The organism is Nostoc sp. NMS9 (assembly GCF_017114995.1).
GTDB lineage: Bacteria > Cyanobacteriota > Cyanobacteriia > Cyanobacteriales > Nostocaceae > Nostoc.
Genome location: NZ_JABXKL010000089.1, coordinates 1 through 15,153, shown reverse-complemented (window position 1 = coordinate 15,153; position 15,153 = coordinate 1). Strand labels below are relative to the sequence as shown.

Annotated in this window: 16 protein-coding genes and 1 pseudogene; 7 read left to right on the top strand and 10 right to left on the bottom strand. The window is 40.2% G+C overall.

Features of this window, described 5'->3' with window-relative positions:
- Window positions 1-3,316 (bottom strand): caspase family protein (locus tag HWQ40_RS28785; RefSeq protein ID WP_292785020.1); only part of this gene is annotated, 3,316 nt, incomplete at its 3' end.
- 327 nt (window positions 3,317-3,643) lie between these two features.
- Here HWQ40_RS28785 and HWQ40_RS28780 point away from each other — a divergent pair.
- Window positions 3,644-4,075, top strand: a complete 432-nt coding sequence (locus HWQ40_RS28780) for a hypothetical protein (RefSeq protein WP_292785018.1) — start codon at window positions 3,644-3,646, stop codon at window positions 4,073-4,075.
- 13 nt (window positions 4,076-4,088) lie between these two features.
- A complete protein-coding gene (locus tag HWQ40_RS28775; RefSeq protein WP_292785016.1) occupies window positions 4,089-5,408 on the top strand; it encodes a hypothetical protein in 1,320 nt (439 codons plus the stop codon).
- A gap of 477 nt (window positions 5,409-5,885) precedes the next feature.
- Here HWQ40_RS28775 and HWQ40_RS28770 read toward each other — a convergent pair whose 3' ends face one another.
- From HWQ40_RS28770 to HWQ40_RS28760, 3 genes are all read right to left on the bottom strand, one after another.
- A complete protein-coding gene (locus HWQ40_RS28770; protein WP_292785014.1) occupies window positions 5,886-6,179 on the bottom strand; it encodes a type II toxin-antitoxin system VapC family toxin in 294 nt (97 codons plus the stop codon).
- The gene (locus HWQ40_RS28765; RefSeq protein WP_292785012.1) at window positions 6,176-6,382 is read right to left on the bottom strand and encodes a hypothetical protein; all 207 of its coding nucleotides are present in this window, start codon (window positions 6,380-6,382) and stop codon (window positions 6,176-6,178) included. The genes HWQ40_RS28770 and HWQ40_RS28765 overlap by 4 nt, the downstream gene beginning before the upstream one ends.
- Window positions 6,383-6,604: 222 nt before the next feature.
- On the bottom strand, window positions 6,605-7,009 hold the full coding sequence (locus HWQ40_RS28760; RefSeq protein WP_292785010.1) for a Fur family transcriptional regulator: 405 nt from the start codon (window positions 7,007-7,009) through the stop codon (window positions 6,605-6,607).
- A gap of 145 nt (window positions 7,010-7,154) precedes the next feature.
- On the opposite strand from HWQ40_RS28760, the gene purS reads away from it, so the two are divergent.
- From purS to HWQ40_RS28740, 4 genes are all read left to right on the top strand, one after another.
- Complete coding sequence (purS, locus tag HWQ40_RS28755; protein ID WP_099102896.1) at window positions 7,155-7,433, top strand: phosphoribosylformylglycinamidine synthase subunit PurS; 279 nt, start codon at window positions 7,155-7,157, stop codon at window positions 7,431-7,433.
- A gap of 127 nt (window positions 7,434-7,560) precedes the next feature.
- The gene (gene purQ / locus HWQ40_RS28750; protein WP_292785008.1) at window positions 7,561-8,232 is read left to right on the top strand and encodes a phosphoribosylformylglycinamidine synthase subunit PurQ; all 672 of its coding nucleotides are present in this window, start codon (window positions 7,561-7,563) and stop codon (window positions 8,230-8,232) included.
- A gap of 298 nt (window positions 8,233-8,530) precedes the next feature.
- On the top strand, window positions 8,531-9,055 hold the full coding sequence (locus tag HWQ40_RS28745; protein WP_292785006.1) for a DUF937 domain-containing protein: 525 nt from the start codon (window positions 8,531-8,533) through the stop codon (window positions 9,053-9,055).
- A 124-nt stretch (window positions 9,056-9,179) separates the two neighbouring features.
- Window positions 9,180-9,734, top strand: coding sequence for a pyridoxamine 5'-phosphate oxidase family protein (locus tag HWQ40_RS28740; protein ID WP_292785004.1), 555 nt, complete (start codon window positions 9,180-9,182; stop codon window positions 9,732-9,734).
- A gap of 41 nt (window positions 9,735-9,775) precedes the next feature.
- Here the strand turns inward: HWQ40_RS28740 and cls are convergent, their stop codons facing one another.
- From cls to HWQ40_RS28715, 5 genes are all read right to left on the bottom strand, one after another.
- The gene (gene cls, locus HWQ40_RS28735; protein WP_292785002.1) at window positions 9,776-11,218 is read right to left on the bottom strand and encodes a cardiolipin synthase; all 1,443 of its coding nucleotides are present in this window, start codon (window positions 11,216-11,218) and stop codon (window positions 9,776-9,778) included.
- Window position 11,219: 1 nt separating this feature from the next.
- On the bottom strand, window positions 11,220-12,065 hold the full coding sequence (locus tag HWQ40_RS28730; RefSeq protein ID WP_292785000.1) for an endonuclease/exonuclease/phosphatase family protein: 846 nt from the start codon (window positions 12,063-12,065) through the stop codon (window positions 11,220-11,222).
- Between the two features lie 367 nt (window positions 12,066-12,432).
- A complete protein-coding gene (locus tag HWQ40_RS28725) occupies window positions 12,433-12,933 on the bottom strand; it encodes a GNAT family N-acetyltransferase (RefSeq protein WP_292784998.1) in 501 nt (166 codons plus the stop codon).
- Window positions 12,908-13,579 carry a glutathione S-transferase family protein gene (locus HWQ40_RS28720; protein WP_292784996.1) on the bottom strand — a complete coding sequence of 224 codons (672 nt, stop codon included), beginning with the start codon at window positions 13,577-13,579 and terminating at the stop codon, window positions 12,908-12,910. Before HWQ40_RS28720 ends, HWQ40_RS28725 begins: the two co-directional genes overlap by 26 nt.
- Window positions 13,580-13,583: 4 nt before the next feature.
- The gene (locus tag HWQ40_RS28715; RefSeq protein WP_292784994.1) at window positions 13,584-13,868 is read right to left on the bottom strand and encodes a hypothetical protein; all 285 of its coding nucleotides are present in this window, start codon (window positions 13,866-13,868) and stop codon (window positions 13,584-13,586) included.
- 177 nt (window positions 13,869-14,045) lie between these two features.
- Between HWQ40_RS28715 and HWQ40_RS28710 the strand changes: the two genes are divergently transcribed.
- Window positions 14,046-14,939 carry a LysR family transcriptional regulator gene (locus HWQ40_RS28710; protein ID WP_292784992.1) on the top strand — a complete coding sequence of 298 codons (894 nt, stop codon included), beginning with the start codon at window positions 14,046-14,048 and terminating at the stop codon, window positions 14,937-14,939.
- Between the two features lie 11 nt (window positions 14,940-14,950).
- Here the strand turns inward: HWQ40_RS28710 and HWQ40_RS28705 are convergent.
- A pseudogene (locus tag HWQ40_RS28705) lies at window positions 14,951-15,153 on the bottom strand (hypothetical protein); the annotation flags it as partial.

Sequence of the window (15,153 nt, the reverse complement as noted above, 5' to 3'; positions counted from 1 at the left end):
GCCCCTTGAGGGTGATGATTTCTTTACCTGTAGCTGCATTCCAGAGTTTGACGGTATTGTCAGCACTAGCAGAAGCGATGGTCTTGCCATCGGGGCTGAATGCTACACTATTGACCGAATTGCTATGCCCCTTGAGGGTGATGATTTCTTTACCTGTAGCTGCATTCCAGAGTTTGACGGTTTTGTCAGCACTAGCAGAAGCGATGATCTTGTCATCGGGGCTGAATGCTACACTATTGACCGAATTGCTATGCCCCTTGAGGGTGATGATTTCTTTACCTGTAGCTGCATTCCAGAGTTTGACGGTTTTGTCAGCACTAGCAGAAGCGATGGTCTTGCCATCGGGGCTGAATGCTACACTATTGACCGAATTGCTATGCCCCTTGAGGGTGATGATTTCTTTACCTGTAGCTGCATTCCAGAGTTTGACGGTTTTGTCAGCACTAGCAGAAGCGATGGTCTTGCCATCGGGGCTGAATGCTACACTATTGACCGAATTGCTATGCCCCTTGAGGGTGATGATTTCTTTACCTGTAGCTGCATTCCAGAGTTTGACGGTTTTGTCAGCACTAGCAGAAGCGATGGTCTTGCCATCGGGGCTGAATGCTACACTATTGACCGAATTGCTATGCCCCTTGAGGGTGATGATTTCTTTACCTGTAGCTGCATTCCAGAGTTTGACGGTTTTGTCAGCACTAGCAGAAGCGATGGTCTTGCCATCAGGGCTGAATACCACGTTATAGACCCAATTGCTATGCCCTTCCAAGCGATTCTGCTCTTGCATATTGTAAATTGCTTGCCTTAGTGCGACTACAGCTTGCTGGTTAGCCGTTTGTTCTAAATTGACATCTTTCCTAAGTGTTCTACCTGAAAGTTGTCTGTTTGACTGTGTAGCTGCAATTAAAGCCTCAATTTGTCTGTTAGATACTAGCGAAGATTCAGAACTTTGCGCCAGAGCAATCGCAGTTTGTTGTGCTGCTTCGTTGGCTTTGTTATGGGCATCATACCATTGATAACCTGCAAAGATAGCTACTCCAGCTAACCCCAAACTAAACATAGTGACAACTCGATTTTGCCGCCGTGCTGCTTGCAGTTTTTCTTGTTGGCGTTCTTTCTCTTCTCGCTCAAGCCGATTTCGCAGTTCTTGACTCTCCTGAATATACTCCTCGGCTACCTCATTCAGCATCTGCCAATCACCAAATCTAGCTAAATATCCCTCTGCTACTGCTAATCTGTCATCTTTTCTAAGGAATCCTGGCTTTTTATCATTCCTCTGCCATTCTTGGGCTTCCGCTTCAATCTGCCGCTCAATGGCTATTCCCAACTTATATTCCTCTTTACAATCCCGCAACCTTTGCCAGTGGCGGATTAAGGCTTCGTGGACAACATCTAAAATTACATCCTGGGAATCCGGCTCATCTGTCTTGGTAATTAATCGTGCATCTTTATCGGCTAACTTCTCACTCACCTGTTGTAAAAGTTCCAAGGAATGATGGGAATTAACCAACTCGCGTAAACGCACGCGCCGCCGTACATCTGTGGTTTCTCCGATTTGCGTCAATTCTAGAAAAAGCCGCCGCGCCACAGTTTTTTCTGTTGGTAAAAGACTGTCGTAAACTGCATCGGCGCGTTTTTGTAGCGTTCCTTCAACCCCGCCTAAATCCTCATAAGTTTTCAGGCTGAGAAGTTCATCGCCTTGATTTCTCGACTCACGCCACAATTCTGTCAACGTATATTGCAGCAAAGGCAAACTTCCGGGGTAATCCTCAACATCATTAATTAGTTGCTGTTTTAACCTTCCTTCTATGCCTAATCCTACCCAATCAGCCGGTTTAGTAATCGCTTCTTCAATTTCCTCACGGCTGAGGTGTTCGACGTTGATGTAAGGTTTATGGATTCTACTGGCATATTCGGGATATTCTCGCCATCTCGCCCGAAAATCCGATCGCATCCCAATGAAAATATAGAGGTTATCTGTACAGTCAATTAATTCCCGCAAACAGTCAAAGAATTCTTGGCGCTGGCTGTCATCGCACATAGTAAAGCATTCTTCAAACTGATCGATAATCAAAATGACTGGTGTGTTTAATGCTTTTAACCTCTCGCCGATGACATGGGCAAAATTACCCCTCCCCAACCCTCCCCTTGTAAAGGGGAGGGAGTTAGATTTTCCGGTTTCCCCCCTTTCCAAGGGGGGATTAAGGGGGGTTATTTCACTTGTGTCGGAGCTTGACAACAGGGGATTAAGGGGGGTGAACGAAAGATTAGGCAAGGAAAGTGCAAAAGCCTTCTGTAAACTGTTAACAGGAGTTTCTTTAGGCGTAAACGGAGTAATATAAGTCCAGCGATCGCTCCCTGGAATCTCTTGTCCTAGCTTCAGCTGGTAGAGTAACCCAGCCCGTAACATAGATGATTTTCCACTACCGGAAGCTCCTAATACGGCAATTAGGCGATGCTTCTCTTTTACCTGTTGAATCAACTCCTGAGTCAGCGCACTCCGCCCATAAAAAACCTCAGCATCTTCCTTTGTCTCGGTAAAATACGACAGGGAACGATAAGGACACTTATCCTGAAAGCTTCTTTGAGAAAACTTAGTAGTCAGCAGAATTGCTCGTGGGGAATTGGCAATTAACGGACGCTGGACTGTATTCGGCATTTGGCTGATAATTAAATCTGCCAATTTGTGGCTATTAATGATCCCATCTGCGTCATTTTCCGGGTTCAATCCTGCGAGTAACGCCTCCGTCAACAACCCCTGCGTGTGGGGAATTTCTAATCCAGTTTCGTAGGAACGGGTTGCAGTAATGAAACAGTAGTCTCTATCTGTGGGAATAAATTTTAACAATTCACCGCTATAGCAGCAATCTAGCCAAACAACGACTCGTTTAGCCTGACTTCTTTGCAACTGCTCTCCCAACCAACTTAAGGGTATACCATAGATTTCTGCATCAGGTAGGACATCACTGGTAGCTAGAAATACTTCCTCCTTCCCCGCCACAGTTCTGCACCACCCATGTCCTGAAAAGAAGAATAACGCTGTTTCTGGGCTGGGGTTAGGAGGGGGAGGATTGAAAAGATTAGCGATCGCCTCTTGTAATTCTTGCACCTTTACCGTCCCTTGGCGATCGATTTTACTTTCTCCCTTCTGGTTTAAAGTTCTAGGTAAACACTGAGCGCGAAAAGGTCTATAACCGTATTGTTCTAATTGTTCGGCAATTTTCTCAGCATCCTCTGCTGCTGCTGTTAGCGGCTTTAGGGTGGTGTATTCTGGGTAATAATTAATTCCAATAACAATAGCCGCCCATTCCGATGCCATTTTTCTTACCTGACTAACCATTAGAACTTTTTGTTGAACTGTAGGCAAAATCTGTCCACAGCTTTAATACCTAATTCACAGCATTCTTTAGTTTTTACGCAAAATAACTAGAAAACCGTGCAATCAGCTATATTAATTTATGCAACAAAAGGCATAAAAAAGAACGTTTTATTCTGTAAATTATTCTTTCTAGACATAAAAAATCAAAACTGAACATCAAATATTTGCTGTAATCATCTCACTTAAATTATGTTTATACTAGTCGTAGTAAGTTTGGTATAAAAACCTATGAAGACAAAGCCTGACAATACTATCATCGCTTTTCTCTTGGCATTTCAAGATTTAAAAACCGCCCTCGGAGAACAACATAAACAGAATTTAAAAGAAGTTGCCAAGCAATTAGAAACCCAACCTAAAGCTTGGGAAGTCCATATTAAAGAACGTTTATTAGAGATAATTGCTGCTAATTCTGAATTAAGTCAGTCTTATGAATTTTATCAGTCTCAATTGGAGAATCTAGAAGAAGTTCCTGATAATTTACTTCCAACTGAAGCTGAAATTAGTAAGCTCGTTTCTCGTGACAAGGCTCCAATAACTAGAGGCTTTAAACCCAAAGATGAAGCTATAGGCTACGAAAGCCAACTCAATAATGTTGTAGTCATTGTTGGGAGTTCTGAAAAACCAGAAGAAACAGTTAAAGAAGCCACATTTTTAGGAAAATGGAAACAACTTTTATCTCAATCCAATCAATCAAATTAGTTTTTACCTTGTAATGAGCGATTTAATCTATCCTACAGTCGATTTATTTTTATATACTTTAAAAAGTTCTTTAAACACAACTGATGCAGAAACAGAAAAAAACAAAGCAGCTTTTTTAGCTCAATTACCCTCTGATACTCAATTTAACGATCCTGACATTGAAACCGAGTATTTAGAGATTACCCATCCTACTCAAATTAACTTTATTTCCCAGAATAAAACTTTAGAAGGATACTATTATGCTGTTAGATTAAATGATACTTATGGCTTACAAATTGATTGTTCTATTAATAATCAAACCGAAAGTCAACCAGCTAAATCTTTTACAATATTAAAAACTGAAATTGAACAAAAACTAAATAAAGAACTAGCAACAATTGGAAAAACTTGGTTGCTTTCTGGTTGGCTACCAGAAAAATCGTCTCATAACTATGAGGATATTGCCAAAAATTGCTATTATGCTTTATTTAAAGATACTTATTGGCAACCAGAAAAAGGTACTTTTTTAGACGGGAAAATTTTTGAAATATGGCGTTCAGAAAAGGCAAATTACAGCCTAGAAAAAGCAAGCAATGCTCTAAATAGTCATGAACATCATGTGATTATTGCTATTTATACTACTCGAGAGAGTGCAGAACAAGCTGCGGAATTTTATAAAGATTGGATGGGGTTATTTTGTTATCGAAGTAAGATTTCGTGGGCTTATTGGCAAAGTCGTTTAATCAAACAATCTCTGCTGAATCATTATAAACAGATTGAAGCAAATAGAAAAATTACCAATCAAAGTAATTCTCGGCAAGAAAAGCAGAGTATTACTACTTCTCGCAAGATTTTAAATAATATTGATAACATTCTCCAGCAATATACAATCGACTTACTAAACTTATCTTTTCAAAAACAAATTATTGAAATTAATTTATCTAATTATCAACTTCGTTTAGCTTTGATTAAAGAAAAAGCAGGTCAAAATAATCAGTTAGATTTTTTAGAAAAATTTAGCGGACTAGCCAACAAAAAATATTTACCACAAATTACCAAAGATATCGAAAATATGCAGCTTGGCTTGCAACTTTTAGAAGATACAATTAACGCTACTCGCAGCCGCATAGAAGTCGAAAAATCTGAACGAGAGCGTAACTTCCAAGAGCTTGTAGCTGTAGCGGGTGCTGGTATAGCAACCGTATCTCTGGTAAAAGACCCTGCAAAAGATTGTAAAAAAGATATTTTTAAGCAAGTTCAATTATTTTGCGATTACCCTTTCAGTTTCAGTCTGATAGTTGGAATCATTGTTAGTTTTGCAGTTTGGTGGCTGAGAAAACGAGTGCGATCGTGAGAAGATTGACTGTAATCGTGCTTAATCATCAGTTCTAGTGCTATTTGAGCTAGATTCATTAGGCATTACAGTTGTACTGGACTTTGGACTAAAGGGCTAAAGAAAAGCAGTCAGCAGTAACACTGACTGCCGTAAAGTCAATGAAAGTAATCAATAAATCATTGCTATGCATTAGTCACATCTTTCTTAATTAGGACTTACGCACACTCTACGAATTATTGGCGTTCTTGGCGTCTTGGCGGTTCGACAAATTAAGCTTTTGGGCGATTTTTGCGTAAGTCCTATTAACAAAAGATTGAAAGGATAGAAAGTAGATATAGCAGTAGTTTTGGGAATTGAAGTCAAGAATCGAGAAGTAGGCGATCCCCGGATTTCTCACAAGCAGAGCGATCGCAACCACAAAAAGGTTATCTGGCATAGGTTTCGACCAGATTTAATGGTTTTGAAAAATAACAGAGTGTTTTGCGGTTGCGATCGCTATAAAGTCAGCCAGCATTGGGGATTCGGCTCGTCACTGACATCTTTTTCCACCGCAATTTGAGTATAAAATCTACTATCCAAATCTGCTTGGAACCTTTCTACAATGGCTATTGCATCTTGCTGAGATATTTCTCGCATTCTGACTCGACGCGATAACGCAGAAACGAGTTCAACCTCAACCAACTGACTCAAACCTACTTCAGTTTCATTGAGTAGTAATTGTTCAACTGCATCGCTTAAAGCTTCTGTCCAATACAAAGGAGCAATAATGCTTGTATCTAAATAAATCAACGATGTTCCTCTGTACGTGCATTTATGACAGTTGCGCTCAATGACTCACCCTTAATCGCAAGAGAATCACGAAATTGTTTCATACTTGCTAATCGTTCTTCTTTTTGTAGCGGAGGAACTAAACAAGCGACAGCTTTATCTTGCTCTAGCAAAATTACTTCTTCTCCCCTAGCTACCCGTTCCAAGAGAGATTTTAAATTCATAGCTGCTTCTTCAACGCTAATTCTCAACACTGCATTACTCCTGTAGTTAAGCTTGAAGAGTAAAAAAAATTTCCTGCTCACACCATTTCTTTTTGAAAATTCACATCATTAGCCCGTCTAAGCAGGCTACCCTGCGGGAAGCCAATTTGCTTCTATGTTCTGGTAGCCACGGGCTTTAGTTTGTAGGAGAAGAAAGTGCAACACCATATAAAATTGATATGACTATTGACTAATCTCAGTAGGTTGATTTACCTGGCATTGACTGCACAACCCAAAAAACTCTAGAGTGTGGTAAAAAACTTTAAACTTATGGCTTGATTCTAACTGGTTTTCTAAGTCATGAACTGGGCATTGATTAATCGGAATTGAGACACCACATTGCAAGCAAGTAAGGTGGTGTTTATCTTGCTGTGCTAGGCTATAGAGGGCTTCACCGTTAGCCAAATTTCGCACTTGTACCATGCCTTCTAGTTTTAAGGCTTCTAGAGAACGGTAAACTGTTGCTAAACCCATACTCTGATTTGTATTACGTAGTTCTACGTAAATATCTTGGGCAGAAATGCCTTTTTTGATAGTTTTCAGTAGGTTGAAAATACGCTCTTGACTGCGGGTGCGTATGGCTCTCATAGATAATTATTTAAGTATGCCACTGTAGTTTGAAGCTGTTAGATCAGCTAATCGATCGATTAACTTTAACTGCTTCGTAATCTTATTTTCACTCAGTTGGAACAGAAAGTTATAGTATAGCGATCGCAGCATTCAGCAAAAGCCCGTGCAAACCAAGTATCTAGCCAAAATTTTCGTGACCCTTCGTCCTTCAGTTTTAGACCCCGCTGGTGTGGCTGTACAATCCGGTCTTAAGCAACTGGGATACGATAACGTTGACCAGGTGCGGATTGGCAAGTACATTGAACTCACCATCACCTCGACTGAGGAGAAGAAAGCGCGTAAAGACCTTGATACCATTTGTGACCAAATGCTATCAAATCCCGTAATTGAAAATTACCGCTTTGAATTAATTGAGGTGGAAACTCAAACTGGGGTATTTTAGGGATTGGGTATAGGGCATAAGAGGCAGAGGGGCAGAGGGGAAAAACTTACTGCAACTTCTCCTCTGCTCCCCTGCTCCCCTGCTCCCCTGCCCCCTGCCTCCCCACTTTCCACTCCCCTAACTAATCATGAAATTCGGTGTTGTTGTTTTTCCCGGTTCTAATTGCGATCGCGATGTTGCTTATGTAACCAGAGATTTACTGGGGCAACCAACTCGCATGGTTTGGCATCAAGAAACAGATATTGCTGATTTGGATGTCGTGATTATTCCTGGTGGCTTTAGTTACGGGGATTATCTGCGCTGTGGTGCGATTGCGCGTTTTTCACCCGTGATGCAGCAGGTTGTGGAACACGCCCAAAAGGGTAAGTTTGTCCTCGGTATTTGCAACGGCTTTCAAGTATTAACTGAAGCTGGACTTTTGCCAGGGGTGTTGACCAGAAATCGAGATTTACATTTTATCTGCGATCGCATCCCCTTGAAAGTTGAGCGTACTAATCTATGGACGCAAGCTTATACCAGTAGTGAAGTCATCACTTTGCCCATTGCCCACGGAGAGGGGAGATTCTACACTGACGCAGCCACTCTCGCAGAAATTGAAGATAACGGGCAAGTCGTATTTCGCTATGAAGGCAAAAATCCCAACGGTTCACTGAACAACATTGCCGGGATTAGCGATCGTCGCGGCAATGTGTTGGGAATGATGCCGCACCCAGAAAGGGCGTCAGACGCAATGCTAGGGGGTAGTGATGGCTTGAGGTTGTTTCAAGGCTTACTAGAGAAAGTAGCGGCATTAGCGTAGAGCAAATATCAGGTAAATAAGTTGAGCGTTTTGCGATCGCTGTCTGAAAGATAGATGAACATTCTTCTACAGACAGCGATTTATTTTTTTAGTAGGAACTTTGAAGCATTTTTGACAACAAAACCACGATTCATTAGTACGGCTTTGGGGCTAGCGATTTCTCATACTTGAGCTAGTAACTGTTAAAATTTAGAGCTAGCGTGTTTTAATCTTTTATTAGGCTTACAAAAGTCCGTGTACACAAAAAACTTCAAGCCAGTTTTGGCAAGTTTTTGAGAACAAAGAGAGAAACAAACTTATGGGACTTTTCGATCAAATTCTTGGTGCTGTCGCTAATCCCAATCAACAGGGTAGCTTAGGTCAACTAGGAAGTATTGTCAATACTGTACAACAGTTGAGCGATCGCACAGGCGCAGATCCTTCTACCATCCAATCAGTTTTGTCAATTGTGGGTGGTCAAGTGCGTTCTGCTTTACAAGACAAACAAGCCACAGATGGTAATGAAGCCACACAAAATTTAGTCAGTCAATATGCTGGTACTTCTCCCAACCCCCAAGCCGTCAATTCGTTATTTTCTCCTCAGATACAACAACAAGTAGCTGAAGTTGCTGCCCAGCGCACTGGTTTGGATGCTGGTATCGTTCAACAATTGCTGCCTTTGGCAGTACCTTTGGTGCTAAAGTTTTTGCAATCAGGCGCTAATGCTCAAAATCCCCAGGCTGGCGCAAATCCTGTCCTAAATTCCTTCTTGGATGCTGATGGTGATGGTGATGTCGATATCGCTGATGCCATCCAAATGGCTAGTCGATACATGAGACAGTAACAGTTTTCCCCAACTCCCCACTCCCTTCCGATAAAGCAGACATCGGTAATTATACCTTGCTAGATTTTTAGCTAAGACATAGGCTGAGAACATGATAAATTTGCAAATATAAATCAGACAGTCTATGTCTAAATTCTTTGACTGTATTACTAAAGAACTACAAGACTTTATTGCTGCCCAACACCTTTTTTTTGTTGGCTCTGCACCTTTGAGTCCTACGGGTCATGTTAACCTGTCTCCTAAAGGTCAGGACTGCTTTCGTATCCTGTCTCCCAACCGAGTAGGTTATGTAGACCTCACAGGTAGTGGTAACGAGACATCAGCCCATTTGCAAGAAAATGGGCGGATAACCTTCATGTTTTGTGCCTTTCAAGAACCCGCGTGTATCTTGCGTCTTTACGGTCAAGGAACCACGATTTTACCGAGTTCTCCAGAGTGGGACTCCCTCTATTCTCTATTTTTGCCGATACCTGGAACTCGTCAAATTATCGTCGCTGACATTGAAAAAATCCAGACTTCCTGTGGTTTTGGCGTACCACTCTATGAATATCAAGGTCAGCGCCAGACTCTAGTAAACTGGGCTAGTAAAAAAGGCGAAGAGGGAGTTCGAGAATATCAACAGAAGAAAAATCTCGTCAGCATTGACGGTTTAGCGACACCACTGAGTAAATTACCCTAACTTCGCCTGATGGATTATTCTATTCATCCATATATTAGTGATTAAAGTAAAGGAGTCAGCAATCGAGAGACTCTCACAGCTAACTTGAACCAAAAAGGTTTTTTATCGTACTCATTAAGATCAACAGCAACACAAACAGCTAAATCATCCTCTAACATCTTTTTCACACTTTGGACAAACCCAGACTCGGTAACAAAACCCATAACTTCAAAATTTAGGGAAAAAGAGCGATTATCTAAGTTAACAGTTCCTACCCCTGCTAGATTCTCATCAATGACTATAATTTTCTGGTGCATAAACCCATTTTTGTAACGATACAACTTGATCCCGATTTTTTCCATTTCGGTGTAGTAAGAGAAGGAACATAAATAAACAAATAAATGATCGGGTCGATTTGGTAAGAGAATTCGCACATCGACACCTCGCATTGCTGCCAGTTTTAAGGCTGACAATGTTGCCTCGTCCGGCACAAAGTATGGACTAGCAATCCAGAGGTGAGTTTGAGCTTGATTAATTAGTTCGACGAAAAAAAGCTTACAAGCTGGCAGATGATCTGCAGGACCTGTAGGAAGTATGAATACAGTTTGATTAATTTCCCGATTAATTTTTACCTGCCAGTTAACTTCGATAAATTTTCGAGTCGCCCAATACCAATCTCGCACAAAAGAGTTTTGTAGGCTTTGTACACTTGGTCCTTCAAGCATGATATGGGTGTCGCGCCAAGGACTCAAGCGAGGATTTTTTCCTAAATATTCATCACCAATATTTAGTCCACCGACAAATGCGATTTCTCCATCCACCACCAGAATTTTTCGATGATTGCGAAAATTATATTGGAGCCGATTACCCTGACCTTGGGTGGTGTTAAATGCACTTACTGCAATACCATGCTGTTGTAGAGATTGGATATAAGGGCGAGATAGTTTTTTTGAACCAATTTCATCGTAGAGAAAATAGATGCTTATTCCTTGCTTGGCTTTAGCAATCAACGCTTCTTTAAACTCATTACCTGATTGGTCATCGTTAACAGTATAGAATTGAAATAAAATATAATTTGTCGCCGATGCAATCTTTTTCAGCATCGCTTCATAGGTTTGCTGACCATTAATCAGTAATTCGGCAGCATTGCCTGATGTGAAAGAAATTTCTGTAAAAGCCTCCGCTAATGGTTGCAATTGAGCTAGATTATCTGGTGGTGCAATCTGAAATTTAATCAGTTCGCTATAAGTCGGATGAACAAGCTTGTAGTGTTGTGCATAGACTGAGCGCAATGTTTCAGCATATCCATGAAATTTAGTTCTTCCTAAAATCCAATACAATGGAATCGCTAGCCAGGGAAAGGTAATTAGAGAAATGCTCCAGGCAATTGCCCCTTGGGAAGAACGCACATTCATCACTGCATGGGCTGCATGTATAACTCCCACGAAATGAACAACAACCGTAGCTGTGCTAAAAATAGCTAGAACACGAGCATCTACAAGCATCTTAATTTTTTTGAGTATTGGTATAAGTAAATTCTGCCAGCAATGGCTTATGATCGGATGAACAAATTTGCTCTAGCACTTTAGCACTGGCTTTCTTCACACTGATATCTCGATAAAAGATATGATCTAAAGGGGGTGATAACAGGAAGCGTTTAATTTTCTCTTTCTCATCAGGTGCAAAAATTACAGGCGTTAATCCTAATTGAGTTGTTACTTGATTGAGGATAACTGCTCTTTTTCGACTCCAAGTATTGAAATCTCCTGAAAATATTAGTGGCCCACGATGTATAGATAATGCTCGCTCTAATTCATTTAGTTGGATTTTAAATTTATTTAAATCTACAAAATTTATCAGATGAGTATTGACTGTTAGGAGAGTTGTATTTTGTTCAGATAGCAGATACTCAGTAATTAAAGAAATTTTAGGAGTTTTAACAATCGGTTCATAATGTTTAGTAGTTATCACTTTTTTTGTAGTTGGACTGATTGTCGATGCTGTAAATATTCCTGAATAAGTTTGATGATGAATATCTACAAAATTAGGAGCAAAACTCCAATTCATTTTCAACCATTTTGCCCATTCTTCTGCCTCTAACTTTAAAGAAAATTCTTGTAAAAATATAAGGTTTGGTTGATAAGTTGCAATTATTTTTGAAAAATCTTCTAACCAAGCGTTATTATAGTTTTGTTTAGCAATATTCCAACTGAGAACTTTAATTGATTTACTATTAATTTCTGTTTGTAGGGAATTATTTTTATCAATTGTGAGTTCTTGTAAACGAAAAAATCTATAACCCGGAACAAATTTCGTAACTAGAGTGTTTACGTGTTCTTGAATATTAGGCATTACTAATATTAAAATGGATTTATTCTAGCTTAACGCTATTAAACAGTCGTTAAAGAATAATAGCACGTTTGTAAAGCTATAAGCTATGCTCCATAAGCACTAGAGCTTGAACAGTGTCAGGATAGATCGGGGCGGTTATCCTTGATAGACTTTACAGTTTACAGGGTAGCTTAAGAGAGCGATCGCAATCCTAAATGATTTGTAAGAAAATTCACCCCCAGCTAACGCCGTCCTCCCAAAGCATTGAGGAAACTACACAGGGTCAAACTATCTCAAATTCTATGAATGATTTAGGATTGCTATAGTAGACATCTCTAAAAAATAAAGTTTGTCGTTTGTAGGGTTGAGTATTGTAATACACACCCTACTATAATATCTGACCATCTAAGCGACATACTTTTACTTTATTCATAATCTTTGCACCTATTCTTTCATAAAAATTGATTCCACGCTCGTTAGACACAGCTACAGTCCAATCGATTCTGCCACAACCTTTTTCTTTGGCAATCTGGCGCAAGCGTAGCATGAGTACCTGACCAACTCGGTGGCTTCGATATTCATCTTTGACATATAAATCATCAAGCCAAATTCCAGGTTTTGCTAAAAAAGTTGAATAGATAAAGTGATAGGTTGCCAACCCAATAGTATCGCCATCAACCTCAGCCAAAAGAACAAAAGCAAGAGGCGTTTCTCCAAATAAATCAACTTCTAGCTTTTGAGGAGTTGCTTCTACAGATTCAGGACAACCATCAAATTCGGCTTTTAAATGAATCAATTCCATAATTGTAGGAATATCTCTTTTCTTTGCATCTCGAATTAAAATATTCTTACCCTTCTTGTTGCTATTTAATATTTTTATAAAACTCATATTGGAGAATAACTTCTGTCTCATTATTTGCTGCATTTATCCACTCTTGCATTGCTGGAAGCGCCAAAACTGACTCCACATAATTTCTAGAAACAGTATCTAACTGCACATCATAAGTGACAAACCGCAGGACAACTGGAGCAAAAAACGCATCGGCAATCGTAAAATTACCAAACAAGAAATTGCCAGCAGTCCCAAACTTTTGACGTGAGTCTTGCCAAATAGTAGTAATGCGGTCAATGTCTTGTTGTACGCCGGGTTCTAAACCTTTACCAGGATATTTAGTACGGCAGTTCATCGGCATATTCTGACGCAAGTTTTGAAATCCTGAGTGCATTTCTGCACTTACAGAACGAGCTAATGCCCTTGCAGGCTTATCCTCTGGCCACCATTGCAGAGTTTGAAACGTTTCAGCTAGATATTCACAAATAGCGAGAGAATCCCACACCGTTTGTGTATCGTGCAATAACACAGGTACTTTTCCTGATGACGAGTATTGCCGAATTTTCGATGAAAAATCTGGGTTGTTGTAGAGAGGAAGCAGAATTTCATTGAATTCCAAACCGAATTGCTTCATCGCTAACCAAGGACGAAGTGACCAAGATGAATAATTTTTGTTGCCGATTACTAAAGTAAGTTGCGTCATATTTTTAATACCTATGAAGCTGTTCAATCCACATACAGACATCAGTTTCGGAACCTGAAGAGAAAGATTTTCCGGTTGCCGAGTCGTAAGCTTGCCAATAGATATTACCGTGGCGGTCAACCTTTTGCCAAACTTGTAATTCATTAGGATCGGCTAGGAGTTTTTTGACAAAATTTTCCCAAATATGATGCAGACATTTCCAGAAGTTTGAGTGGATTTTTTTCTGGAATGACGGACTACAATTTATTTCTATATCTTCTGTTTGTAAACACCTAATGTCATTATTCATAAAATTATTCCTGAAAGTTGCTCAGTAAATAAAACAGTAACAACATCTCAGTTAGGAATCAAATCATGGCTTGCATAGGTTCTATAAATAGGATTTATAGATATTAAAAATCACTAATACAACCTTTTTGCCACAATAAAGTCAGGATGTGTATACCCTTGTTCTCATCAATTGCCTATGAAACTCTCCCAACTCCGAGCCATAGTTGCAGTCGCAGATCGTGGTAACTTTAGTGAGGCAGCCTTAGAATTGCAGCTTTCCCAACCTGCGATTAGTCATGCGATCGCCACCCTAGAAGAAGAATTGGGTGTGCCATTATTTGCTAGAGGTCGTCACGGTGCTGTCGTGACACCTGCTGGTGAGCGCATTTTGTATCATGCGCGTCAAGCAATGCAGCATCTAGAGATGATGCAACACGAAGCAAACTTGCATAAAGGTTTACACGGTGGTCATGTGCGAATTGCGGCTTTTCGGAGCGTCGCTACTCATCTATTACCAAAAGCGATCGCCCAATTTCACGATCAATTCCCAGAAATTGCTGTCACAATCATAGAGTGTGCTGCTTTCACAGATGTAGAGCAGTGTTTGCATGATGGACGTGCCGATATTGGTATTACCTGTCTGCCAACTGGTGAAGAATTTGAAACCTGGGAAATTTTTCGGGATGAGTATGTAGCTTTACTACCACCAGATACCAAAATTAGCAGTCCGAAAATTACTTGGGAAGACATAGCAGCCTATCCGCCGGTTTTGCTTCCTTGTACACCCTGTGGACGCATTCTTCACAACCACCTGAAGACTTTCGCAATTCCAATCAATACTGCTACCGACATTCAAGAAGATTCCACAGTCGTTAGTATGGTGAATCAAGGATTGAGAGCAGCTATTATGCCTCGTTTAGCAGCTGTACCAATTCCCCCAAAGGTACAAGTATACAGTTTACCTGCACCGCTCGAAAGAGTAATTGCAACTGCAACTTTATCTAATGCTCTGCAAGTGCCTGCGGTATTCACATTTTTGGAGATGTTGAGTAAATTTGATTTTTATAGTTTAGCTAAATTCACTTATTGAACACATACGAATTACGAATTAGTTAAACCGATGCCTCCTTTAGCGAATTCTTCAACAGTTTTTTGTGAGAATTCATGAGTTGCGATCGCCTGCAACATTGCCAATGGTAAAGTTAAATAGACATCTCCAAAATAGTATATTTTGTGATAAAAGAACATTATGAGAAGTTTTTTAACACGAAAATATGAGTGACATACTGAATCACATTGAGGAG

Coding starts and splice junctions, on each gene's coding strand:
- HWQ40_RS28775 (WP_292785016.1), top strand. CDS start 4,089: ATGAGCGATTTAATCTATCCTACAGTCGATTTATTTTTATATACTTTA.
- HWQ40_RS28765 (WP_292785012.1), bottom strand. CDS start 6,382: ATGAATTTAAAATCTCTCTTGGAACGGGTAGCTAGGGGAGAAGAAGTA.
- HWQ40_RS28760 (WP_292785010.1), bottom strand. CDS start 7,009: ATGAGAGCCATACGCACCCGCAGTCAAGAGCGTATTTTCAACCTACTG.
- purQ (WP_292785008.1), top strand. CDS start 7,561: ATGAAATTCGGTGTTGTTGTTTTTCCCGGTTCTAATTGCGATCGCGAT.
- HWQ40_RS28745 (WP_292785006.1), top strand. CDS start 8,531: ATGGGACTTTTCGATCAAATTCTTGGTGCTGTCGCTAATCCCAATCAA.
- HWQ40_RS28740 (WP_292785004.1), top strand. CDS start 9,180: ATGTCTAAATTCTTTGACTGTATTACTAAAGAACTACAAGACTTTATT.
- cls (WP_292785002.1), bottom strand. CDS start 11,218: ATGCTTGTAGATGCTCGTGTTCTAGCTATTTTTAGCACAGCTACGGTT.
- HWQ40_RS28730 (WP_292785000.1), bottom strand. CDS start 12,065: ATGCCTAATATTCAAGAACACGTAAACACTCTAGTTACGAAATTTGTT.
- HWQ40_RS28725 (WP_292784998.1), bottom strand. CDS start 12,933: ATGAGTTTTATAAAAATATTAAATAGCAACAAGAAGGGTAAGAATATT.
- HWQ40_RS28720 (WP_292784996.1), bottom strand. CDS start 13,579: ATGACGCAACTTACTTTAGTAATCGGCAACAAAAATTATTCATCTTGG.
- HWQ40_RS28715 (WP_292784994.1), bottom strand. CDS start 13,868: ATGAATAATGACATTAGGTGTTTACAAACAGAAGATATAGAAATAAAT.
- HWQ40_RS28710 (WP_292784992.1), top strand. CDS start 14,046: ATGAAACTCTCCCAACTCCGAGCCATAGTTGCAGTCGCAGATCGTGGT.